This is a genomic window from Micromonospora sp. NPDC085948 (assembly GCF_040686315.1).
Classification (GTDB): Bacteria; Actinomycetota; Actinomycetes; order Mycobacteriales; family Micromonosporaceae; genus Micromonospora.
This window is the reverse complement of the sequence record NZ_JBFBJW010000002.1, coordinates 334,432-356,317: the sequence shown is the minus strand read 5'-3', so window position 1 is coordinate 356,317 and position 21,886 is coordinate 334,432. Positions and strand designations below refer to the sequence as shown.

27 protein-coding genes are annotated in these 21,886 nt (G+C 72.2%); 13 read left to right on the top strand and 14 right to left on the bottom strand.

All coding sequences use genetic code 11. The features are described from left to right. The first annotated feature begins 9 nt into the window (after positions 1-9). The 3 genes from AB0O48_RS07440 (at position 10) to AB0O48_RS07430 (ending at position 2,450) form a co-directional block, all read left to right on the top strand. Positions 10-1,017, top strand: a complete 1,008-nt coding sequence (locus AB0O48_RS07440) for a LacI family DNA-binding transcriptional regulator (RefSeq protein ID WP_365063828.1) — start codon at positions 10-12, stop codon at positions 1,015-1,017. 121 nt (positions 1,018-1,138) lie between these two features. Further along, positions 1,139-1,552 carry a RidA family protein gene (locus AB0O48_RS07435; RefSeq protein WP_357253816.1) on the top strand — a complete coding sequence of 138 codons (414 nt, stop codon included), beginning with the start codon at positions 1,139-1,141 and terminating at the stop codon, positions 1,550-1,552. Position 1,553: 1 nt separating this feature from the next. Next, a complete protein-coding gene (locus tag AB0O48_RS07430; protein WP_365063823.1) occupies positions 1,554-2,450 on the top strand; it encodes a GNAT family N-acetyltransferase in 897 nt (298 codons plus the stop codon). Positions 2,451-2,486: 36 nt separating this feature from the next. Here AB0O48_RS07430 and AB0O48_RS07425 read toward each other — a convergent pair whose 3' ends face one another. Next, a complete protein-coding gene (locus tag AB0O48_RS07425; protein ID WP_365063820.1) occupies positions 2,487-3,002 on the bottom strand; it encodes an O-acetyl-ADP-ribose deacetylase in 516 nt (171 codons plus the stop codon). 1 nt (position 3,003) lies between these two features. Next, a complete protein-coding gene (locus AB0O48_RS07420; RefSeq protein ID WP_357253810.1) occupies positions 3,004-3,795 on the bottom strand; it encodes an EI24 domain-containing protein in 792 nt (263 codons plus the stop codon). A gap of 197 nt (positions 3,796-3,992) precedes the next feature. Here AB0O48_RS07420 and AB0O48_RS07415 point away from each other — a divergent pair, with 197 nt between their 5' ends. Genes AB0O48_RS07415 through AB0O48_RS07395 form a run of 5 tightly spaced genes read left to right on the top strand, consistent with a single transcriptional unit; the run spans position 3,993 to position 8,559 of the window. After that, positions 3,993-4,901 carry an ABC transporter ATP-binding protein gene (locus AB0O48_RS07415; RefSeq protein WP_357570850.1) on the top strand — a complete coding sequence of 303 codons (909 nt, stop codon included), beginning with the start codon at positions 3,993-3,995 and terminating at the stop codon, positions 4,899-4,901. A gap of 13 nt (positions 4,902-4,914) precedes the next feature. Further along, positions 4,915-5,649, top strand: a complete 735-nt coding sequence (locus AB0O48_RS07410; RefSeq protein ID WP_357570849.1) for an ABC transporter permease — start codon at positions 4,915-4,917, stop codon at positions 5,647-5,649. Positions 5,650-5,660: 11 nt separating this feature from the next. After that, complete coding sequence (locus AB0O48_RS07405) at positions 5,661-6,929, top strand: sensor histidine kinase (protein ID WP_357570848.1); 1,269 nt, start codon at positions 5,661-5,663, stop codon at positions 6,927-6,929. Continuing rightward, a complete protein-coding gene (locus tag AB0O48_RS07400) occupies positions 6,926-7,567 on the top strand; it encodes a response regulator transcription factor (protein ID WP_357570847.1) in 642 nt (213 codons plus the stop codon). Before AB0O48_RS07405 ends, AB0O48_RS07400 begins: the two co-directional genes overlap by 4 nt. A 23-nt stretch (positions 7,568-7,590) precedes the next feature. Further along, positions 7,591-8,559: a YafY family protein gene (locus AB0O48_RS07395; RefSeq protein ID WP_365063813.1), complete on the top strand. Its 969-nt coding sequence runs from the start codon at positions 7,591-7,593 to the stop codon at positions 8,557-8,559. On the opposite strand, the gene AB0O48_RS07390 is transcribed toward AB0O48_RS07395, so the two are convergent. From AB0O48_RS07390 to AB0O48_RS07365, 6 genes are all read right to left on the bottom strand, one after another. Next, on the bottom strand, positions 8,550-9,464 hold the full coding sequence (locus tag AB0O48_RS07390) for an SDR family oxidoreductase (RefSeq protein WP_365063811.1): 915 nt from the start codon (positions 9,462-9,464) through the stop codon (positions 8,550-8,552). The two genes, AB0O48_RS07395 and AB0O48_RS07390, sit on opposite strands and share 10 nt — an antisense overlap. 55 nt (positions 9,465-9,519) lie before the next feature. Continuing rightward, positions 9,520-10,257, bottom strand: coding sequence for an alanyl-tRNA editing protein (locus AB0O48_RS07385; RefSeq protein ID WP_238644360.1), 738 nt, complete (start codon positions 10,255-10,257; stop codon positions 9,520-9,522). Between the two features lie 11 nt (positions 10,258-10,268). Continuing rightward, positions 10,269-11,156 carry an alpha/beta hydrolase gene (locus AB0O48_RS07380; protein WP_357253794.1) on the bottom strand — a complete coding sequence of 296 codons (888 nt, stop codon included), beginning with the start codon at positions 11,154-11,156 and terminating at the stop codon, positions 10,269-10,271. Beyond that, positions 11,153-11,467 carry a DUF2516 family protein gene (locus AB0O48_RS07375; RefSeq protein ID WP_357253792.1) on the bottom strand — a complete coding sequence of 105 codons (315 nt, stop codon included), beginning with the start codon at positions 11,465-11,467 and terminating at the stop codon, positions 11,153-11,155. The genes AB0O48_RS07380 and AB0O48_RS07375 overlap by 4 nt, the downstream gene beginning before the upstream one ends. A 71-nt stretch (positions 11,468-11,538) precedes the next feature. Beyond that, on the bottom strand, positions 11,539-12,231 hold the full coding sequence (locus tag AB0O48_RS07370; RefSeq protein ID WP_357253790.1) for a hypothetical protein: 693 nt from the start codon (positions 12,229-12,231) through the stop codon (positions 11,539-11,541). Beyond that, complete coding sequence (locus tag AB0O48_RS07365) at positions 12,228-12,842, bottom strand: helix-turn-helix transcriptional regulator (protein WP_365063805.1); 615 nt, start codon at positions 12,840-12,842, stop codon at positions 12,228-12,230. The genes AB0O48_RS07370 and AB0O48_RS07365 overlap by 4 nt, the downstream gene beginning before the upstream one ends. Before the next feature lie 112 nt (positions 12,843-12,954). Here AB0O48_RS07365 and AB0O48_RS07360 point away from each other — a divergent pair, with 112 nt between their 5' ends. After that, positions 12,955-13,752 (top strand): alpha/beta hydrolase, encoded by a 798-nt coding sequence (locus AB0O48_RS07360; protein ID WP_357253788.1) that lies wholly within the window; start codon positions 12,955-12,957, stop codon positions 13,750-13,752. A gap of 34 nt (positions 13,753-13,786) precedes the next feature. Here AB0O48_RS07360 and AB0O48_RS07355 read toward each other — a convergent pair whose 3' ends face one another. From AB0O48_RS07355 to AB0O48_RS07340, 4 genes are all read right to left on the bottom strand, one after another. Further along, positions 13,787-14,746, bottom strand: a complete 960-nt coding sequence (locus AB0O48_RS07355) for an asparaginase (RefSeq protein WP_365063801.1) — start codon at positions 14,744-14,746, stop codon at positions 13,787-13,789. A gap of 94 nt (positions 14,747-14,840) precedes the next feature. Beyond that, entirely contained in the window at positions 14,841-15,668 is an 828-nt protein-coding gene (locus AB0O48_RS07350; RefSeq protein WP_357412851.1) for a 3-keto-5-aminohexanoate cleavage protein, read from the bottom strand. 23 nt (positions 15,669-15,691) lie between these two features. Beyond that, complete coding sequence (locus AB0O48_RS07345; protein ID WP_357253784.1) at positions 15,692-16,804, bottom strand: folate-binding protein; 1,113 nt, start codon at positions 16,802-16,804, stop codon at positions 15,692-15,694. Beyond that, positions 16,801-17,229 (bottom strand): Fur family transcriptional regulator, encoded by a 429-nt coding sequence (locus AB0O48_RS07340; protein ID WP_357253782.1) that lies wholly within the window; start codon positions 17,227-17,229, stop codon positions 16,801-16,803. The genes AB0O48_RS07345 and AB0O48_RS07340 overlap by 4 nt, the downstream gene beginning before the upstream one ends. A 69-nt stretch (positions 17,230-17,298) precedes the next feature. Between AB0O48_RS07340 and AB0O48_RS07335 the strand changes: the two genes are divergently transcribed. Then, positions 17,299-18,177, top strand: a complete 879-nt coding sequence (locus AB0O48_RS07335; protein WP_365063795.1) for an aminotransferase class IV — start codon at positions 17,299-17,301, stop codon at positions 18,175-18,177. Here the strand turns inward: AB0O48_RS07335 and AB0O48_RS07330 are convergent, their stop codons facing one another. Both AB0O48_RS07330 and mtfM read right to left on the bottom strand, forming a co-directional pair. Continuing rightward, positions 18,178-18,765 carry an FABP family protein gene (locus tag AB0O48_RS07330; RefSeq protein ID WP_365063792.1) on the bottom strand — a complete coding sequence of 196 codons (588 nt, stop codon included), beginning with the start codon at positions 18,763-18,765 and terminating at the stop codon, positions 18,178-18,180. It lies immediately after the preceding gene. Between the two features lie 114 nt (positions 18,766-18,879). Further along, positions 18,880-18,984 carry a small membrane protein MtfM gene (gene mtfM / locus AB0O48_RS07325; RefSeq protein WP_030327764.1) on the bottom strand — a complete coding sequence of 35 codons (105 nt, stop codon included), beginning with the start codon at positions 18,982-18,984 and terminating at the stop codon, positions 18,880-18,882. 12 nt (positions 18,985-18,996) lie between these two features. Between mtfM and AB0O48_RS07320 the strand changes: the two genes are divergently transcribed. From AB0O48_RS07320 to AB0O48_RS07310, 3 genes are all read left to right on the top strand, one after another. Continuing rightward, complete coding sequence (locus AB0O48_RS07320) at positions 18,997-19,371, top strand: DsrE family protein (RefSeq protein ID WP_030490116.1); 375 nt, start codon at positions 18,997-18,999, stop codon at positions 19,369-19,371. Between the two features lie 78 nt (positions 19,372-19,449). After that, positions 19,450-19,830 (top strand): SCP2 sterol-binding domain-containing protein, encoded by a 381-nt coding sequence (locus tag AB0O48_RS07315; RefSeq protein ID WP_357253777.1) that lies wholly within the window; start codon positions 19,450-19,452, stop codon positions 19,828-19,830. Beyond that, a complete protein-coding gene (locus tag AB0O48_RS07310; RefSeq protein ID WP_365063787.1) occupies positions 19,827-21,881 on the top strand; it encodes a glycogen debranching N-terminal domain-containing protein in 2,055 nt (684 codons plus the stop codon). The genes AB0O48_RS07315 and AB0O48_RS07310 overlap by 4 nt, the downstream gene beginning before the upstream one ends. Positions 21,882-21,886 lie beyond the last annotated feature (5 nt).

Here is a 21,886-nt window from a genome sequence, read left to right as displayed (position 1 = left end):
GAAGGCGCGATGACGACGGTGCAACGGCCGACGCTCGAAGCGGTGGCGGCGCGGGCCGGGGTGTCCCGGGCCACCGTGTCCCGTGTGGTCAACGGCTCCACCACCGTCGCCGAGCCGATCCGGGAGGCGGTCACCCGGGCGGTCGCCGAGCTGGGCTACGTGCCGAACCTCGCCGCCCGCAGCCTGGTCACCCAACGCACCGACTCGATCGCCCTGGTCATGCCGGAGGCGGCCACCCGGGTCTTCTCCGACGACCAGGTCTTCCCCGGCATTATCCGTGGCGTCAGCCAGGAGCTGGAGGCCGCCGACAAGCAACTGGTGCTGATGCTCGCCGGCTCGCCGGCCGGACACCACCGGGTCGAGCGGTACACCACCGGCCGGCACGTCGACGGGGTGCTCTTCGCCTCGCTGCACGGTGCCGACCCGCTGCCCGGCACACTTGCCCGGCTCGGCATCCCGGTCGTGGTCAGCGGCCGGCCGCTCGGCGACGGGCCCGTGCCGTACGTCGACGTCGACCACGTGGGCGGGGTGACCGCAGCCGTCCGACACCTCGTCGCCAGCGGTCGACGGCGGATCGCCACCATCGCCGGCCCGCAGGACATGATCGCCGGAATCGAACGACTCACCGGTTACCGCAGCGCGGTCCACGACGCGGGGCTGCCCGAGTTGGTCGCCGTCGGCGACTTCACCAGGGAGTCCGGGTCGGCGGCGATGCACCGGCTGCTCACCGAGCACCCCGACCTGGACGGTGTCTTCGCCGCCTCCGACCTGATGGCGCACGCCGCCCTGCGGACGCTGCGCGAAGCCGGCCGACGCGTGCCGGAGGACGTCGCGGTCATCGGCTTCGACGACATCGAAACCGCCGCCTACACCGAGCCACCGCTGACCACCGTCCGGCAGCCGATCGTGGAACTCGGCCGGCGGATGACCCAGCAACTGCTCCGCCTCGCCGCCGGCGAAACGATCGAACAGTCGGTCATGCTCCCCACCGAACTGATCCGCCGCGTGTCCGCCTGACCGCGCCGGGCGCGGTCAGGCGCCCGCGCGCTGCGGCAAGATCCGCACAACTGCCTCCTCGCCGTACGGGCGCGAGGTTAATGCCTCGCTGCGGCGGGCGATCGTGGTTAGTCTCGCCGGCATGCCGGACCATGTCGCGCTGCTGCACGTCCCCGCACTCTCCGACGTCGCCGAATACGCCTACGCGGCCACCGTCGAACCAAACACGCGACTGGTCTTCACCGCCGGTGCCTGCCCGCTCGACGCCGAGGGACGCACCGTCGCGCCAGGCGATCACGCCGCGCAGGCCCGGCAGGTGCTGGCGAACCTCAAGACCGCCCTCGCCGCGGCCGGCGCCATCCCCACCGACGTCGTCAAGACCACGGTGTACGTGGCGTCCTCCCGGCAGGCCGACCTGGTGACCGTCTGGGAGGTGGTGCGCGACTTCTTCGGCGACCACGACCCACCCAGCACCCTGCTCGGGGTTGCCGTTCTCGGCTATTCCGACCAACTCGTCGAGGTCGAGGCCGTCGCCGCCGTACGGACGGGGGCCTGACATGCGGATTCGGGTGGCAACGCCGGACGACGCCCCGGCCGTGGTGGCCCTGCGGGCGACGGTCGTTCCGTACCTGGTGCGCGGTGTCGAGTCGACCCGGAAGATGATCGCCGAGCCGCCGCCCGGGGAGGACTGGGCCGCCTTCGTGGCCGAGGTCGACGCGCGGGTCGTCGGCTGGGTGTCCGCCGAACGGATCACCTCGACATCGGTGGCGAGCGTCGGCGGCATCAACCTGCTGCACGTCCACCCGGAGCACCGGGGGCGCGGCGTCGGGACGGCCCTGCTGACCGCCGCGACCGACCACCTTCGCCCCTTGGGAATCCGCCGGGTGCGTGCCATGGCACAGCCGGAGGCGCTGCCGTTCGCCCGCCGACACGGCTACGAGCCGAGCCGAGAGGTGCGCTACTCGGCACTCGACCTGAATCCGGCGCCAGCACTGCCCGAGCCGCCCCCGGGCGTACGGCTGCGCCCGATCGCCGACCTGGACCCCCACCTGCTGTACGTGGCGAATGTGGCCTCGGCAGCGGACGAACCGGGCGACGTGCCGGTCGACGCGATCAGCTACGAGAGCTGGCAGTACGACGTGTGGGACAACCTCGGGCTGGACAAGACGGCCAGCACCGCCGCCGAGGTCGACGGTGAAGTGGTCGCCTTCAGCCTCGTGAAGCGGGACGGGGACCGGATGTGGTCGGACTACACGGGCAGCATCCCCGCGTACCGGGGGCGTGGGCTGGCCCGGCTGGCCAAGACGGCGGCGCTGCACCGGGCCGCCGCCAACGGCGTACGGATCGCGTACACCTCGAACGACGAGACCAACGCCTCGATGCTGGCGATCAACGCCCGACTGGGCTACCGGCCGGTGGCATCCCAGTGGACCTGCCTGGCCGACCTGACCTGACCAGGACGGCGTGATCGAGGCGGTGGCGCGCCGACGTCAGGCGGCGTCGAAGACCTGGCGGACTGTCGCGTGGGTGTCGGCGCCGAAGAGCACCAGGCGTGCCTCGGTGACGGCGACCGGCGTGGCCGAGCGCAGCACCGACAGTGCCTGCCGGACCGCGTCGTCGATCGGCCACCCGTAGATGCCAGCGGAAATCAGCGGGAACGCCACAGTGGACGCGGCCAACTCGTCGGCCACCCGCAGGCTGTTGGCGTAACAGTCGCGCAGCAGCGCCGACCGGTCCTCGCTCGCCGACCAGACGGGACCGACGGTGTGGATCACCCAGCGAGCCGGTAGCTCTCCGGCGGTCGTCGCCACCGCCTGACCGGTGGGCAGGCCCTTGCCGTAGTGGGACGCCCGCAGCGCCCGGCACTCGGCCAGGATGGCCGGCCCACCGCGCCGGTGGATCGCACCGTCGACCCCTCCGCCCCCGAGCAGGGACGAGTTCGCGGCGTTCACGATGGCGTCCGCCCGCTGGGTGGTGATGTCCCCCTCGACCAGGGTGATCTCCATGTCAGTCCTTCTCGATCGACTGGCCCATCGAGCGGCGGGCCAGCAGGGTGGCACCGGCGACCGCCGCCGGCATGATCAGCACCGCGCCGAGTGGGATGAGGAAGCAGAGGAAGACCGCCACCCCGAAGCCGAGCGAGGTGGCCCGGTCGGCCTTCAGGATCGTCCGGCGCTGCGGCAGCCGCATTCCGCGCCGGTAGAACGGCGCGCCGACCAGCTCCACGGCGAGGAACCACCCGCCCACCGCCGCCCCGATGACCGGGACGACCGTCTGACCGACCACCGGGATGAAGCCGGCGATGAACAGCGGAATCCCCACCAGCACCGTGAGCGCCACCAGCCGTACCGAGTCGGCGAGGCTGCGCCGCAGCGACGACCAGAACGGTACGTCCACCGCGCCGGGCGTGCCGCCGTACCGCTGCTCGACCCGCTCGGAGATCTTCTCGTAGAACGGGTCGCCGATGACCAGGGTCACCGCGGTGAAGGTGAGCACGCCGAGCAGGCCGCCAACGCCCAGGAAGGCCAGCCCGGCGATCACCCGGACCAGGCTGCGGGACGTGGTCGACCAGTCGTCGGCGAACGGGGTGACGAGCGCGGCGAGGTCGTCCACGAAGTACACCAGGGTGGCGAGCGCGGCCAGGAACAGCGCGCCGGAGATCAGCGCCGGGACGACGCCGAGCAGCATCAGCCCCGGGCTGCGGACGTAGAGACCCAGCCCGCGCAGGAGCAGCCCCGCTCCGGCGAAGAAGCGTCCGACGACCCCGGTGACCGGGCTGGCGACTCTGCTGACGTCCACGATCGAGCAGCCTAGCGAGCGGTGATCGAATCCGCCGGGCAGCGCGCTAGCAGCGACCCGCACCGCACGCATCAACCGGTTGACGGACGGAGGCGATCAACCGGGGACACCGGCGATCATCGCCGACCGGTCGATTCGCCGCCGGGTCACCCCGACGACCCTTGAGGGGTACGAGGCCAGCGGCGGAAGGCGGCACGATGTCGGTCATCGAGGTGACCCACCTGAGGAAGCGGTACGGCGATCTGGTGGCCGTGGAGGACGTGTCGTTCGCGGTGGAACCCGGGGAGATCTTCGGCGTGCTCGGCCCGAACGGCGCCGGCAAGACCACCACCGTCGAATGTGTCGCCGGGTTGCGTGTCCCGGACGGGGGCGAGGTGTCGGTCCTCGGGCTCGACCCTCGCCGGGACGCCACCCAGCTACGCCAGCGGGTCGGGGTGCAACTCCAGGAGAGTCAACTGCCGGACCGGCTGCGGGTGGCCGAGGCACTGGAGTTGTACGCCTCTTTCTACCGCAACCCGGCCGACCCGGCCGCGTTGATCGACAAGCTGGGTCTCGGCGAGAAGCGGAACACCGCGTACAAGAAGCTCTCCGGTGGTCAGAAGCAGCGCCTCTCCATCGCGCTGGCCCTGGTGGGCAATCCGGAGATCGCCATCCTCGACGAGCTGACCACCGGGCTGGACCCGCAGGCCCGCCGGGACACCTGGGGCCTCATCGAACAGGTCCGCGACAGCGGGGTGACGATCGTGCTGGTCACCCACTTCATGGAGGAGGCCGAGCGGCTCTGCGACCGGGTCGCGGTGATCGACCGGGGCCGGGTCGTCGCGCTGGACAGCCCGGCGGGCCTGGTGTCGACGGTGGCGCCGGAGCAGCGGATCCGGTTCCGGCCGTCGGCTCCGGTCGACGACCGGTTCCTCACCGACCTGCCCGAGGTCACCGACGTGCACCGTACCGGGAGCCAGGTGGTGGTGACCGGCACCGGCGAGTTGCTGCACGCGGTCACCTCGGTGCTGGCCCGTCACCAGATCGTCGTCGCGGACCTGCGGTTGGAGCAGTCCACCCTCGACGATGCCTTCGTGGAGCTGACCGGGCACCGGTCCACCAACTGAGAAGGGAGCCACCATGCACGCCTTTCGCCAGATCCTGAGGATCGAGGCGCGGCTCTACCTGCGGGACCGGCCGACGCTGCTCTCCACCGTCGGCGTGCCCACCCTGATCCTGACGGTGCTCGGGTTGATCCCCGCGCTCCGCGAGCCGGATCCGAAATTCGACGGGCAGACCTTCGTCAGCTACTTCGCACCGTCGCTGCTGGTGGTCACCCTGGTCATGGTCGGGGTGAACACCCTGCCCGCCGTGTTGGCCACCTACCGGGAACGCGGCGTGCTGCGCCGGCTGGCGACCACCCCGGCGCACCCGGCGGCTCTGCTCGCCGCCCAACTGGTGCTGGCCCTGGCCGGGATCCTGGCCAGCGCGCTGCTGCTCATCGTCGTCGCCCGGCTGGCTTTCGGGGTGCCGCTGCCCCGGCACCCGCTCGGCTTCACCGTGGCGTTCCTGCTCGGTACGGCGGCGCTGCTGGCGCTCGGCCTGCTGGTCGCCGCCGTGGCCCGGACGACGAAGGCGGCCCAGGCCCTGGCCGCACCGTTGTTCATGGTCACCATGTTCTTCGGCGGGGCCTACCTCCCCCGGTTCCTGCTTCCGGATTTCGTGGCGCGGATCGGTGACTACACGCCGCCCGGGGTGCAGGCGCTCCTCGACGCCTGGACCGGCACGTCGCCGCAGCCGCTGCACCTGGGAATAATGGCGGTGATCGCCGTGGCGGCCGGCGCCGGCGCGGCGAAACTGTTCCGCTGGGAGTGAGCGGAGATGCGATGACCTGCAACGGTGGGCACGACCGTCTGACCGGTTGGCGTGAGCGCGAGGCGAGCCTCTATCGGGTGTTCCCCTTCGGCGGGCTGGCCCTGGGCACCTTGCTGGCCCTCGTCGCACCGGCGCCCCGCAGCCTGGGGGCGATGCCGACCCTCGCCGTCGCCGCGGCGGCCGGGTGCTGGGTCGCCTGGTTCATCACCCTGCACCCCGGGTGGCAGAGCCGGCGCGGGTTGATGGCGGTCTACTACGCCGGGCTGCTCACGTTCGCCGCCGTGCTGGTGGCCGCCAGTCCGTGGTACGGCTTCTTCGCCTGGGTCGGTTACATCCACGCCTTTTCGGTGCTACGCACTCACTGGCGGATCGTCGGTGTCGTCACCACTGCCACCCTCGTCGCCACGTCGCAGGGCGGCGGCCTGACGGTGGTGACGTCGAACCTGCCGCTCTGGCTGGTGCTGGTGCTGTTCAACCTGGTGGTGGCCGGCTCGGTGAGCTGGTTCGCGATGGTCGCCGAACAGGAGGACGCCAAGCGCCGGCGGTTGGTGGTGGAACTCGGCGAGGCCAACCGCCAACTCACCGAGACGGTCCGGGAGAACGCCGGGCTGCACGCCCAACTGCTCACCCAGGCTCGGGAGGCCGGGGTGCTGGACGAGCGGCAACGGATGGCGCGGGAGATCCACGACACCCTGGCGCAGGGGTTGACCGGCATCATCACCCAACTGGAGGCGGCCGAGCAGGGCCGCGACCGGTCCGCCGACTGGCGCCGGCACGTCGACAACGCGCTCGCCCTGGCCCGGGAGAGCCTCACCGAGGCCCGTCGCTCGGTGCAGGCGGTCCGCCCGGAACCGTTGGAGACGGCCCGGCTGCCGGACGCCCTCGTCGAGCTGGGCGGGCGCTGGTCGGCCCGGAACGGGGTACGGGCCGACGTGGCCACCACCGGCACGCCCCGCCCGCTGCACCCGGAGGTCGAGGTGACCCTGCTGCGGGCCGCCCAGGAGGCGCTGTCCAACGTGGCCCGGCATGCCGACGCGTCGCGCGTCGGGCTGACCCTGTCGTACATGGCGGACGTGGTCACGCTCGATGTCCGGGATGACGGGACCGGCTTCGACGTCACCGACCGGCCGGCGCCCCGCGAGCCGGGCGGCGGGTACGGGCTGACCGCCATGCGGCAGCGGGTGACCCGGGTCGGTGGCGAATTGGCCGTCGAATCCGAGCCGGGCGGCGGCACCGCGATCTCGGCGTCCGTCCCCGCGCTACCCGGAGGTGCCGGATGACCGCCCCGATACGACTGCTGATCGTCGACGACCATCCCGTCGTGCGGGACGGCCTGCGGGGCATGTTCACCGGCGACCCCGATTTCGAGGTTCTCGGCGAGGCCGTGGACGGCTCGGAGGCGTTGGCCCTGATCGCGACGCTGCGGCCGGACGTGGTGCTGATGGACCTACGGATGCCCGGGATGGACGGGGTGACCGCCATCGGCCGGCTGGCTCGCGCCGGGAGCACCGCCCGGGTGCTGGTGCTCACCACCTACGACACGGACGCGGACGTGCTGCCGGCGATCGAGGCCGGTGCGACCGGTTATTTGCTCAAGGACACCCCTCGGGAAGACCTGGTGCGCGCGGTCCGGGCGGCGGCCCGTGGTGAGTCGGTGCTCGCGCCGAGCGTCGCCGGGCGGCTGATGGGTCGGCTGCGCGCTCCCGCCGAGGAGCCGCTGAGTCATCGGGAGCTGGAGGTGCTCACCCTGGTGGCCCGGGGTGCCTCCAACCGGGAGGCGGCGACCCGCCTGTTCATCAGCGAGGCCACCGTCAAGACCCACCTGCTGCACGTGTACGCCAAGCTCGGGGTCAACGACCGCGCTGCCGCGGTGGCCACCGCGTACGACCGGGGGTTGCTGACGCCCGGCGGGCGGTGAGCGGCACCGGGCAGGATGGGCGGGTGCGCGCGTCCCGGCTGATCTCGTTGCTGTTGCTGTTGCAGGCGCGCGGGTCGATGACCGCGAGCGAGCTGGCGCGGGAGTTGGAGGTCTCCGAGCGGACCGTCTACCGGGACGTGCTGGCCCTCTCCGCCGCCGGGGTGCCGGTCTACGCCGATCGGGGTCGGGCCGGCGGTTACCGGCTGCTCGGCGGCTACCGCACCCGACTGACCGGGCTGACCCGGGACGAGGCGGAGGCGCTCTTCCTCAGCGGGCTGCCCGGGCCGGCCGGTGAGATGGGGCTGGCCGACGCGGTCGCGTCCGCCGAGCTGAAGGTGCTCGCCGCGCTGCCGCCCGCCCTGCGCGACGCTCCGGCCCGTGCCGGGCAACGGTTCCACCTGGACGTACCGGGCTGGTTCCGGGAGACCTCGCCACCGCTCTGGCTTCCCGAGTTGGCCCGGGCGGTCTGGGCGGACCGGGTGGTGGAGCTGCGCTACCGGCGCGGCGACCGGGAGGTGACCCGCCGGGTCCAGCCGTACGGGCTGGTGCTGAAAAGTGCGGTCTGGTATCTGGTCGGCCGGGCCGGCGACGACGTGCGCACCTACCGGGTGGACCGGGTCACCGGGGTCGAGGTGGGCGACGAGCAGTTCGACCGCGACGAGGGCTTCGACCTGGCCGGGCACTGGCGCGAGCAGGCCGGGTCGTTCCTGCGGACCATGCTGCGGGCCGAGGTCGCCGTCCGGCTGAGCCCCGCCGGCCTGCGCCAGCTCCGGCACCTGGTCGATGCCCCCTTCGTGTACGACGAACTGGTCGCCGCCGCCGGTCCGCCCGACGGGCAGGGCTGGGTGGTGGCCCGGCTGCCCGTCGAGTCGGTCCCGGTGGCGTACCGCCAACTGCTGGGGCTCGGCCCCGAGGTCGAGGTGCTCGATCCACCCGAGTTGCGGCAGTTGTTGGCCGACGCGGCGGACCGCCTCGGCGCGCTCTACCGGTAGCCGGTGACGTCCGCCGGCTTGCCCGCGTCGACCACCTCGGTGATGTACCGGAAGCCCTCCGGTTGGCTGCCGTCGAGGTCGGTGAAGCCGTACACCTTGGACAGCGTGCCGGCGTCGACGGACTGGCCGTTCCAGCGGGCCTTCTCCTCGTCGGCGGCGAGCGCGGCCACCGCCCGGCCGACGAAGGCCGGGGTCTCCGAGATGAGGAAGTTCGGGTCGGTGGCGGCTCCGTCGCGCCAGTTCTCCTCGGTCACGCCGAAGTGCTCAAGCATCGCCTCGGAACGGATCCAGCCGGGGGTGAGCGCCACGGCCGTGCAGCCGTGCGGCTTCAGCTCGTGGGCCTGGCTGAAGGCGAGCCGGTTGACCGACACCTTGGCCAGGTCGTAGAAGACCGAGAGCCGGTAGTTCTCGTCGTTGTACGCCTTGGTGCCGTCGCCCATCTCCACCACCAGACCGCCGGGCTTGCGGATCAGCAGCGGCAGGGCGAAGTGGCTGGTGATGATGTGCGTGTCGATGGCCAGCCGCAGGGTGCGGAAGCCGGCGTCCAGCGGCTGCTCCCAGACCGGCTTGTCCCAGGTGACCAACGGGTCGCCACCCCAGATGTCGTTGACCAGCACGTCGAGCTGGCCCCGCTCGGCGTCGATCCGAGCGACCAGGTCGCGGACCTGCTCGGGCACCAGGTGGTCGACCCGAACGGCGATGCCGGTGCCGCGAGCCGCGGTGACCGCCTCGGCGGTCTCCTCGATGGTCTCCGGCCGGTTCATCTCCGAGCGGCCGGCACTGCTGCTGCGGCCGGTGGCGTAGACGGTGGCGCCAGCGGCACCGAGCTGGATCGCGATCTGCCGACCGGCGCCCCGGGTGGCGCCGGCGACGAGCGCGATCTTTCCTGCGAGCGGTTGTGTCATGCCTGCGACGTTGCCAGCGATACCTGACAACCGGCGTCCGAATTCGTCACCCGATCTAGTCCACCAACCGGACGCGGACGCGGCGGTTGGCCCGGCCCTTGCTCTCCACCTTCACGACCTGCACCTTGCCGATCTGCGCGGTGGACGCGACGTGGGTGCCGCCGTCGGCCTGCACGTCCAGCCCGACGATGTCGACGATCCGGACCTCCTGCTCGTCCGGCGGAATGAGGTTGGACTGGGTACGGATGATGTCCGGCAGGGCCAGCGCCTCGGTGCGCGGCAGCACCCGGGTGGCGACCGAGCGGTCGGCGGCCACCTCGGCGTTGACCAGCTCCTCGATCCGGCTCTTGAAGTCCGGCGGGACCTCGGGGAGGTTGAAGTCCATCCGAGCCTCGCCCGGTTCCATGGAGTTGCCGGTCACCAGGGCGCCGAAGTCGCGGAACACCACACCGCAGAGCACGTGCAGGCCCGAGTGGGTACGCATCAACCGGGTGCGGCGCTCATCCTCCAGCGCGCCGACGACCTCGGTGCCGACCGGCGGCAGCGGGTCACCCTCGGCGGGGATCAGGTACGGGTCGTCGCCCTTGCGGGTGCCGACGATCCGGGTCTGCACGCCCTGCCACAGCAGCACTCCGTGGTCCGGCGGTTGGCCGCCGCCGCCCGGGTAGAACGCCGAGCGGTCCAGCACGATGCCCTGCTCGGCGTCGGCGTGCAGGACCGTGCACGTCCACTCGCGCAGGGTCGGGTCGGCGAGGTCGAGCCGGTGCGTGCGGCCATGTTGTGTGACGCCCATGACAGGGCAGGTTACTCGTTCAGGAAGCCGGCGATGCGGTCCCGCAGGTCGGCGCGTTCCGTCCAGAGGACGCCGGGCCTGTCGTACACGTGCAGGGTGGCCTGGGGCAGCGCGACGGCGAGCCGCTCGGCGACCTCGACCGGATGCAGGTCGTCGCCCGCGCAACCGATGACAAGCGCCGGCGCGGTGACCGCCGCCAGGTCGCCGATCTGGCGCAGCGACGTCTGCTCCGCAAGCGTGCCCAGCCCCTCGGCCAGACCGTCGCGCAGCAGCTGGTCGAGCCGCTGCCGCAGGTACGCCCAGCCGGCAGGTGTGTTGCGCACTGCCGCGGGCAGCTCCAGCGCGACGACGTCGGCGACCGCCGAGGCCTCCCCGCTCTGCACCGCCGCCAGCAGATCCGTGATCCGTTCGTGGGCGACCGGCCCGCGCGGCTCGTCGAGCACCGCCGGCAGGAAGAAGACCAGCTTCTCGAAACGCTCCGGGCTCTCCGCGAGCAACCGGCAGAGGGCACCGGCGCCGAGGCTGGCGCCGAACGCCCGGCTGGCCCCGCCGAGGTCTGCGATCGCGCGCAGATCCCGGGCCAGGTCCAGGTAGTCCCACGACCCGTCCGGGGCGTCGGAACGGCCGTGCCCGCGGAACTGGAAGAACACCTTGCGGCCGGTCACGCCACTGCCGAACGGGCGGGTGGTGGCGATGCCGTTGCCCAGCCCGTGCGCGAACACGGTGACCGGATCACCGGTGCCGGTGACCAGCCGTTCCAGGCGTACGCCGTGCGGGGTGGCGACCAGCTCGGTCTCCGGCTCCGGCAGCGCCGGTCGGCCGGTACGCGGCCCACCCGGGCCGGGACCCCAGGTGCGGGGTCCACTGTCCGGTGGGGGTGGCCAGCGAAAACCTCTCACCAGAACCCTTTACCGTCGCTCAGGTCGCGCAGACCGACCCGAACGTCGAGGAGGTAGATCAGGCCGGCGGCGATCCCGATCAGACCGAAGAGGCTGATCGGGCCGAAGCCCAGCAGGGTCAGCACGAGGCAGACGGCGAGGATGGCGATCCAGCCGCCCTTCGGGAGGGTGCCAATGGCGGGGAAGGCGTCGGAGCGCTGGGTGATCGCGTGCACCAGAGCGACGCCCTGGACGATCAGCGCGAAGACGAGCAGGATCAGCTCGATCACGGAGCGGACTTCGAACGCGAAGATCGGCGCGGCGTTGGCCATGCCGGCAAGCTTATGTCGAGGACCCCGGCTACGTCCGACAAGGACGCCGCCGGGGTCGTCGACCTGACGAACTACTCGGCCGCCGGGCGGGTCCGCTTGGTGGCACCGGGAAGCTTCGCCGACGGGGTCGCGGCCGGCTTGGCGGCCTTCGGCGCACGGGCGGCCTTCTTGGCGGCGGCCGGCTTGGCCTCGACGATCTCGGCCACGTCGGCCGGGGTCGGCACGTCGGCGGAGGTCGACACGTCGGCGGGGGTCGCGACCGGGGCGGCCGGGGTGGCGGTGACGGGCGTCACTGTCTCGGTCGCCTCGATGTCGGCGTTGACCGTCTCGGCGGCCTCCAGCACGCCGGCGCCGACAACCCGCTCGCCGCGGGCGACAAGCGCGCCGTACGCCGCGTAGGCCCGTTCCTGGGCGGCCTGCGCGCCCGCGAAGACCATGATGGCGTTGCGGGTCGCGGCTGCCCGCAGCTTGTCGAGGTCGGCGGCCTCGCGCAGCTTGGCCAGGTCGGCCGACTCGCGGAGCTTGGCCAGGTCCAGCTCGCGCAGCGTGCCGGCGGTCTCGTTGGCGGTACGCAGCGTCTCGGTGGCCTTCTGCCGCAACTCGAAGCCGGTCAGCACGGCCCGGCCGCCGAGGTCGGCGACGACCCGGGTGCCGAGGACGCCGACCACGGCCGGCAGCTTGCGCAGCTGCTCGATGGCCAACTCACCGGCGCCAGCGGCGGCGTAGATCGGGGCGGGGATGCGGTTGGTCTTCGGCTCGCTCATGAGGTCTCCTCTTCGGCCACCGTGGCGGCCTCGCGGGCCGCCGGACCGGCGGCCTTCTTCTCGGGGGTGCTGGTGCTGCCCGGGGCGGGTGCGGTACCCGCCTCGGTGACGGCGACCGACTCGAGCACGGCCTCGGTCGGGGTGCCGCCTGCGGTGGTGGGGCCGGTGGCGGCCAGGTTGGCCACGTCGGCGGGCTGGTCGGCGACGTCGGTCGGAGTGGTCGCTCCGGTCGTGCCGGTGCCCTCGGCCTCGGCCCGGGCCTCGGCCAGCCGGGTGTTCTCCCGGCGGAACGTCTCGTAGATCTGGCTGAGCGACTGCTTCTGGGCCATCGTCAGGTCGGTGTCCACCGCGATGGCGGCCAGCACACCGTGGCCCTCCTTGTCGTCGAGCAGCCCGGCGCGCAGGTACATCGCCGGGGTGGAGACCCGCAGCGCGCTCGCCAGCTGCTGAAGCACCTCGGCGCTCGGCTTGCGCAGCCCGCGCTCGATCTGGCTCAGGTACGGGTTGCTGACCCCCGCCTGCTCGGCGAGCTGTCGCAGCGAGATCTTGGCGTTGCGCCGCAGATCGCGGATGAACCCGCCGACGTCGGGAAGGTCCTTGGGTGTGGCCATGGGAGCGACGCTAACCAATCGCGCTAGCTGTTGCAAGCAAAACGCTAGCCGTAGTTAGCAACGTCTCAGCGCCCTGTTTGCGCGCCGCAACGCCGATCCGTACGGTCCGTTCGTGCACACGATCACAGTCAACGGAGCAAGCATCGCGTACGACGAGGCCGGCACCGGTTCGCCGGTCGTGCTGCTGCACGCCGGCATCGCCGACCGGCGGATGTGGCGGGGGCAGGTGCCCGCGCTCGCCACTCGGCACCGGGTGATCGTTCCGGACCTGCGCGGCTACGGAGACTCGGAGTTGCCCCCCACCCCGTTCACGCACCACGACGACGTGGCCGGGCTGCTGGACGCGCTCGACCTGCCCCGGGCCGCCCTGGTCGGCTGCTCCTTCGGCGGGTCGGTCGCCATCGACACGGCGCTGGCCCACCCGGACCGGGTGAGCGCGCTCGCGCTGTTCGACACCGCGGTCTCCGGCAACGAGTGGTCCGAGGAGGCGAACGACCTCTGGGACAGCCTGGTCGGAGAGGTCGACCCGGACGACTTCGTCGCCGGGGCGGCCGGCGAGGTGCGGTTCTGGGTGGTCGGCCCGGCCCGCCAGCCGGAGGACGTCGACCCGGAACTGCTCGCGTTCGCGCAGGAGATGGACCAGCGTGCCCTCGCCGCCGAGTTGGCGCTCGGCGCGGTCGAGGTGGGCGAGCTGACGCCACCGGCGATCGGTCGCCTCGGCGAGTTGACGATCCCCGTCCTGGTCACCGCCGGCGCCGCGGACGTGCCGGACATCAGTCGACTCGCCGACCGGATCGCCGCCGAGGTCCCCGGCGCGGTACGGCTGCCCGACGTGCCGGACGCCGGGCACCTGCTGCCGCTGGAACGTCCGGAGCCGGTCAACGCCGCCCTGCTCGACTTTCTGAACTAGCGGCACGGGCGGCGAGCCGCCCGTGCCGCTGGTGTCACCAGAGCGGGCGGACCGCGCCGACCGGGACGCCGCCGCCGAAGAGCGGCACCTCCGCGTACTCGGTCAGCACCGGGGCGTCCACACCTAGCCGGCGCAGCGCGGAGACCAGCACCGGCATCCGGGCCCGGTCGGCGCCGTCGTCGATCTTCAGTGCGACGGCGCCGACGCCCGGCAGGGCCACCGCGATCACACCCTCGGCACCAATCTTGGCCAGCAGGCCCGGGACCCCACGCATGAGCCGGGTGTCGTCGGCCTGGGTGCCACCGACGATCTCCGGGTACGCGCGCATGGCGTCGGCCACGGCGCGGGGCACCGAGCCGGGCTCGGCGTCGACCAGCCGGAGGAACGCCCCGGCAAGGCCGGTCAGCGACACGGCGAGCACCGGGGCGCCGCAGCCGTCCACGCCCACCGCCGCCGCCTGTTCCCCGGTGAACTCCTCGATGGCCGCCCGCAGCCGCTGCTGCAACGGATGCTCCGGCCGCCAGTAGCCATCCCGCGGCCACCCGGCGGCCTCGCAGGTCAGCAGCATCCCGCTGTGCTTGCCGGAGCAGTTCATCTGCACCCTGCTCGGGCCGCCACCGGCGCGCAGCACCGCCTCCCGGGCGGCCGTGCCCGCCGGCAGGTCGGGCGGGCAGTGCAACGCTTCCGCGTCCAGCCCGGCGCGCTCCAGCAGCGCACCGACCCGGGCCAGGTGGAAGTCCTCACCCGCGTGGCTCGCCGACACCAGGGCCAGGTCGGCCGGGTCGGTCAACGACAGACCGGCCCGAAGCATCCCGATCGCCTGCATCGGCTTACTGGCCGAGCGGGGGAAGATTGGCGACGTCACGTCCCCGGCGGCGGCCACCGGCGCCCCGGCGGCGTCCAGCACCACTACCGAGCCGCGGTGCGCACCCTCCACGAACCCGGACCGGACCACCTCGGCGAGCGGCGCGCCGCCCTCGTACGTCTTCGTCACGCGCTGGACGGTACCGACGGTCCCGGGGTGCCCGTCGGCCGGGTGACCAGGTGGTCCTCCACCCGGGTGACAGGAGCGCGGGACAGACCCGGCCTTACAGCCCGAGCAGCTCGCGGGCCTCGGTGGTGGTCAGTGGCGGGCGCTGGGCGAGCTGGGCGAACCCCACCGCGCGGGCGACCAGTTGCATGTTGGACTCCACCGGACGCCCCTTCGCGTACGTCACGGTGTCCTCCATGCCGACCCGCAGGTGCCCGCCGGTCGACAGCGCGGCCAACAGCACCGGAAGGGTGCTGCGGCCGACGCCGGTGGCCGAGAAGGTGGTGCCCTCGGGCAGGTCGCGCAGCATCCGGTGGGCGGCGACAAGGGTCTCGGTGGTGCCCGGCATGCCGCCGGGCACGCCCATCACGAAGTCGACGTGCACGTGCCCGCCGGCTGGCAGCCCGTACTTGCCGAGCAGCCGCTGCAACGCGGACAGGTGGCCCAGGTCGAAGATCTCGTACTCCGGCACGATCCCGCGCTCCTGCATCCGCGTGTGCAGGTCGACGATGAACTCCCAGCGGTTGAGGAAGACGTCGTCGCCGAAGTTGACAGTGCCCATGGTGCAGGAGGCCATGTCCGGCCGGGCGTCGAGCACGGCGAGCCGGGCCGCCTCCGGGTCGGTCACCGCGCCGCCGGAGGAGAGCTGCACGATCAGGTCGGTGCTGTCCCGCAGCGCCGCCACCGTGTCGGCCAGCCGCACCGGGTCGAGCGTCGGCCGGGCCTCGTCGTCGCGGATGTGGACGTGGATCACGGCGGCGCCGAGCGCCTCGCACTCCTTCGCGGTGAGCAGCAGCTCGTCGAGGGTCACCGGCAGCGCCGGCACCTCCGCCTTGGCCGACTCCGCGCCCGTCGGAGCCACCGTGATCAACGTCCCTGTCGTCATGCCGGCGATCCTAGACGCCCCGCTCAGGACGGGTCGATCGCCGCCGCCGTCTCCCCGATCCGCAGCGCGGCGTCGTCCGGGACGTTCCGCTTCAGCACCGCGAGAGCGACCTGCCCCAGCTCGTGGTGCAGCACCGCGCTGCCGACGAAGCCCACCGCCCGGCCGTCGAGGGTCACCGGCGTACCGGCCACCGGCGGCTGGTCGGTGGTCACCCCGTCCAGGTGCAGCAGTACGAGGCGACGCGGCGGTCGTCCCATGTTGTGCACCCGGGCCACCGTCTCCTGCCCCCGGTAACAACCCTTGTCGAGATGCACCGCCGGGCCGATCAGATCCACCTCCGCCGGAATGGTCCGGTGGTCGGTGTCCACTCCGACCCGGGGCTGCCGAGCGGCCACCCGGATCGCCTCGTACGCCCACAGCCCCGCGACCGGCACGCCGGCGCCGCGCAGTTCCGCCACCACCTGGTCCATCGCCGAGCGGGGCACCAGCAGGTCCACCCCGAGCAGGCCGCGCCGCGCCCAGCCGCCGATCGGCAGCGGTTTGACGTCGTACCGGACACTCGCCCGCGGTGGCACGGCGCCGGCGGCGAACTTCGGACCCGGCACCGCGACCAGGTCCGGTGCGGCCAACCCGGTCACGCCGAGCGTGGCCAGCGCCTCGGTCGCCGCCGGCCCGACCAGCGACAGCAACGCCCGTTCGGCGGTCGCGTCGCGCGGGTCGACCCGGCTGAAGAACCGCATCTTCTCCAGGTAGGTCAGAAGGCCCTCGGTCGCACCCGGCTCGGTGTCCAGCCAGGCGGTCTCGCCGTCCTCCGCGACAAGCGCGTGCTGCTCCACGTGGCCGTGCGGGGAGAGCACCAGCAGCTCGGTGCCCTCACCGGCGGCCAGCGTCGTCAGGTGCTGCGAGGTGATCGTGTGCAACCAGCCGGCGCGCTCCTCCCCGGGCACCGCGATGACTCCCCGGTGCGACCGGTCGACCAGGCCGACCTCGGTGTCGAGGGTGCGCTGCTCGCGCAGCGGGTCCCCGTAGTGCGCGGCCACTCCCCGCACCCCGGCCGCGACGTGCGCCGGATCCGGCTGGTCGCGGCTCGCCTCGTCGATGCTCTCGACGGCCACCGCACCCGCGATGTCGATCATTTGTTGTCCCCGTTCTCGCAGCGTACGCAGACGCCGAAGAGTGACACGTGCCCGATATCCACCCGGAACCCCCGCTGCGCGGCCAACTCGTCGGCGAGCGGCCGGAGCAGCCCCGGATCGATCTCGTCGATCGCCCCGCACTCCCGGCAGACCAGGTGGACGTGTTGGTGCTCACCTGCGGCGTGATAGGTCGGTGAGCCGTGCGACAGGTGCGTGTGGGTGACCAGGCCGAGCCGTTCCAGCAGCTCAAGCGTGCGATAGATGGTGGTGATGTTGACGCCGGCGGCGACCTCCCGGACGGCGGTGTGCACCTGCTCCGGGCTGGCGTGCCCCAGATCGAGCACCGCCTGGAGGACGAGCTGTCGCTGGGGCGTCAGCCGCAGCCCACGGGCTCGCAGCATTTCCGCGAGGGAGGATTCGGACACCGTCCGATCATAGTTCGGCCACCGTGCCGGTCCGGGCACCGCGATCGACCGCCGCTACGCTCGATGGTCATGGTGAAGTCCCCAGCCGGAGAGGTCGGGGCCGATCCGACCGCGCGGACTGTCGTCCTCGGGCGCGGCCCGGTGCCGGCCGGTGACCCGATGCTCCGCGGTGACGACCTCGGCGTACTGCACGGCGACGGCCTCTTCGAGACCATGCACCTGCGTCAGGGCCGGCCGTGGCTGCGCGACGAACACCTCGCCCGGCTGGTCGCCGGGGCCGACGCCGTCGAACTGGCCGTGCCGCCCACCGCGGCGCTGATCGACCTGCTCGACGAGGTGTGTGCGGGCTGGCCAGCGGCTGTGGAGGGGGCACTGCGGTTGGTCTGCACCCGAGGCCCCGAGACCGGCGGCCCGCCCACGGTGTACGCCACGCTGGCGCCCGTACCGGCGGCCTCCCGAGCCGCCCGGCGGACCGGAATCAGCGTGGCCACCCTGCCGCTGGGGATGCCCGCCGACGCCCGCAGCGGACTGGGCTGGCTGCCCGCCGGGATCAAATCGACGTCGTACGCGCTCAGCAGCGCCGCCCGCCGCTGGGCCCGCCGGAGCGGCGTGGACGACGCGCTCTGGATCTCCTCCGACGGGTACGCGCTGGAGGGTCCCACCGCGAGTGTGGTGTGGCTCACCGACGACACGCTCTGCACGGTGCCGGCCGCCAGCACCGGCATCCTCGCCGGTACGACCGTGGCCTGGCTGCTCACCCACGCCGCCGAGCTGGGCCTGCGCGCCGCCGAGCGGATGGTCACCCCCGCCGAGCTGCACGCGGCCGACGGCGTGTGGTTCACCTCGTCGGTACGCGGGGCGGTCGAGGTCCACACGCTGGACGGGGTGCGTCGGGACCGTTGCCCGCGCACCCCCGCCCTACAGGCTCTGCTGGGTTTCCCGAACTAGTCAGCCACCGACCCGGACGAGCCGGGCGGAGAGGTGCGGGCTGAGCCCGTGCCCCACCGCGGCCAACTCCTGGGCGTAGAGCAGCGCACCCTCGACGATGCCGAAGAGTCGGTGCCCGCCGGTGACCTCCTTGGCGGTCGGAGTCCGGATCACCGCGTCGGTGGCGAACTCCACCTGGGTGCCGGTGCGCTTGCCCAGGTGCAGCTCCATGATCCCGGTCGGCGTGGTCAGCAGCGCCTCCAGCTCATCGGTCGCCCGACCGTCCACCAGCACCGGCCGCCACCAGCCGACCTCACGGCCGGCCGGACGGACCGGCTTGCTCTGCTCGTCCAGGATCCAGGCACGGGACTCGTAGTGCAGGAACGGCCGGCCGTCGTGGCTGATCCGGATCTCCTGCGCGTAGTCGAAATCCTCGATGGTGGGGAAACCACCCTTGCCCCGGCCACGCCAGAGGCCGATGTAGGGCAGCAGGCCATCCAACGCCGGGTGCAGCTTCGGCCCGACCCGCAGGTCGTGACTCTCCTCGAAGGGGTACTCCTCGACCGGCGGCGCGTTCAGCCACGGCGGCTGCAGCGGATTCTCGCTCACCGGGCCACCTTCGTTCGCGACTGCGGGGCTCGCAGACCCGGCTCACTCCTCGCGCTCACCGGGCCACCTTCGTTCGCGACTGCGGGGCTCGCAAGCCCGGCTCACTCCTCGCGCTCACCAACGTCCTCTCGAAATCCGTACGGCAAGGTAGACCAGGCCGCCGGCAAGCCCGCCCAGGCCAGCGACCAACAGGCTGACAAACCCGATCTCGGTAACCATCCCGACCATCCTATGCTGGGCCACATGGCCCGCACTCTCGTCGTCAAGGCCACCGCTGGGGCGGACGCCCCGGAGCGGTGCGCACAGGCATTCACGGTCGCCGCGACGGCGGTCGCGGCCGGCGTGGACGTATCGCTCTGGCTGACCGGTGAGTCAACCTGGTTCGCCCTGCCCGGACGCGCCCAGCAGTTCGAGCTGCCGCACTCCGCGCCGCTTGCCGAGTTGCTGCACGTCATCCTGACCAGTGGCCGGGTGACCGCGTGCACCCAGTGCGCGGCCCGACGGGAGATCGGCCCGGACGACGTACTGCCCGGGGTCCGGATCGCCGGTGCCGCCGTCTTCGTCGAGGAGGCGATGGCCGAGGGCGCGCAGGCGCTCGTCTACTGACCGCTTCACGCGGTTCGTCGATTCGAGCGGAGTGCGGATACCGGCCCGACAACCCGGGCAGCTGCCTACGATTCGGATGTGACCGAGGCGACGGAGAGGTTCTTCGAAGCACTGCCGTCCCGCGCCCCCGACATCCTGGGCGGCCTGGCCGACGGAACGCTTCAGATCGACCTCGGCGACGACCACCAGACCGAGCACTGGCTGGTCCGGATGCGGCCCGGGTCGGTGCAGGTCAGCCGAGGGCGCGGCCCGGCCGACGCCATCTGGTACAGCAGCGCCGCCCTCTTCGACCGACTGATCGTCGGCGAGGCACAGGGCGTCGCGGCGGTGCTGCGCAACGAGAGCACGTTCAGCGGAAACGTGGTGCTCTTCCTCGCCTTCCGCCGGTTCTTCCCGGACCCGCCCGGCACCCGCGACCCCCGCGAAACGGCGCGCAGGACAGCCGGACGACCGGCGTGAAGGAACTCGTCAGCATCCTGGACGGCAACACCTTCCTGGTCAGCGACCGGCGAGGGGACATCGAACCATCCTTCGACTTCCCCACCGGGCTGTTCTCCTTCGACACCCGATTCCTGTCCACGTGGGTGCTCACCCTGGACGGCGAACGGCTGCACGCCCTCTCCGTCGACGACGCCGAGTCGTACCGCACCAAGTTCTTCCTCGCCCCCGGGGAACCCACGCACTATCTGGACGCGAAGGCATCGGTGATCCGCAGCCGGGCGATCGTGGGCAGCTTCGAGGAGGAGCTGACCGTGCTGAACCACCTCGGCGCGGAGGTCGAGTGCACCGTCCGGATCGAGATCGGGGCCGACTTCGCCGACCTGTTCGAGATCAAGAACTCGCGGCAGAAGCGGGGCCGGACCACCGTCTCGGTCGCCGAGAACGAGCTGCGGCTGACCTACCGGCGGGAGGCGTTCCACCGGGAGATGGTGGTCCGCAGCAGTGCGCCGGCGCAGGTCGATGCCAGCGGGATGGCCTTCCGGATCCGGATCGCCCGGAACAGTAGTTGGACCACCCGGCTGCACGTGTCAAGCGTCGTCTACGGCGCCCGTGGCGAGGACATCCGGGCCACCCTGCCGTACGGGGGCAGCCGCAGCGCGGACGTCATCCGGGCAGAGCAGCAGGAACTGGTCGACCGGGCGCCGAAGCTCGGGTGCGACTGCGAACCACTGGCCGGGGCGTACCGGCGCAGCCTCAACGACCTGGCCGCCCTGCGCTACGAGTCGATCGCCCTGGGCGTGCGGCTGATCGCCGCGGGACTGCCCTGGTTCATGACCCTGTTCGGCCGGGACAGCATCATCACCTCACTGCAGGTGCTGCCGTTCCTGCCGGAGTTGGTCCCACCGACCATCCTGATGCTGGCCGGTCTTCAGGGGCACCGGGTGGACGACTTCCGGGACGAGGAGCCCGGCAAGATCCTGCACGAACTGCGGTACGGGGAGACCGCCGGCTTCGAGGAGCAGCCGCACTCGCCGTACTACGGGTCGGCCGACTCGACACCGCTGTTCATCATCCTGATCGACGAGTACGAGCGTTGGACCGGCGACTCCGCACTGGTACGCCGGCTGGAGCCGCAGGTCCGCGCGGCGTTGGAGTGGATCGACACGTACGGCGACCTGCTCGGCACCGGCTACCTCTGGTACCAGACCCGCAACCCGGAGACCGGCCTGCAGAACCAGTGCTGGAAGGACTCCTGGGACGCCATCTCGTACGCCGACGGCCAGTTCCCCGGGTTTCCCCGGGCCACCTGCGAACTACAGGGGTACGCGTACGACGCGAAGATCCGGGCCGCGCGGCTGGCCCGGACCTTCTGGAACGACCCGGAGTTCGCCGACCGACTGGAGGGCGAGGCCGCCGACCTCAAGCGGCGGTTCGACCGCGACTTCTGGATCGCCGACCGCGAGTACTACGCGGTCGCGCTGGACGCCGACGGCCGGCAGGTGGACGCGCTCACCTCGAACATCGGGCACCTGCTGTGGAGCGGAATCGTGGACGAGTCCCGTGCCGGCAAGGTGGTCGAGCACCTGCTCGGGCCACGGCTGTTCTCCGGCTGGGGGGTGCGCACGCTCGCCGCGGACGAGGGACGGTACAACCCGATCGGCTACCACGTGGGCACGGTCTGGCCGTTCGACAACTCGATCATCGCCTGGGGGTTGTGGCGGTACGGCTTCCGGAACGAGGCGGGGAAGCTCTGCGACACGTTGCTAGCGGCCTCCCGATACTTCGAGGGGCGGCTTCCGGAGGCGTTCGCCGGCTACGACCGGGATCTCACCGACTACCCGGTGGAGTACCCGACGGCGTGCAGCCCGCAGGCCTGGTCGACAGGCACCCCGCTGCTGCTGCTGCGGGTGATGCTGGGGTTGGAGCCGCAGGGCGAGCACCTGATCATCGACCCGGCCGTGCCACCGGGGATGGGCCGGGTCGAGCTGCTGGACATCCCGGGCCGGTGGGGCATGGTCGACGCGTTGGGGCGCAGCCGCGAACAGTCGGATCCACCGGGTGAGGGCTGACCCGA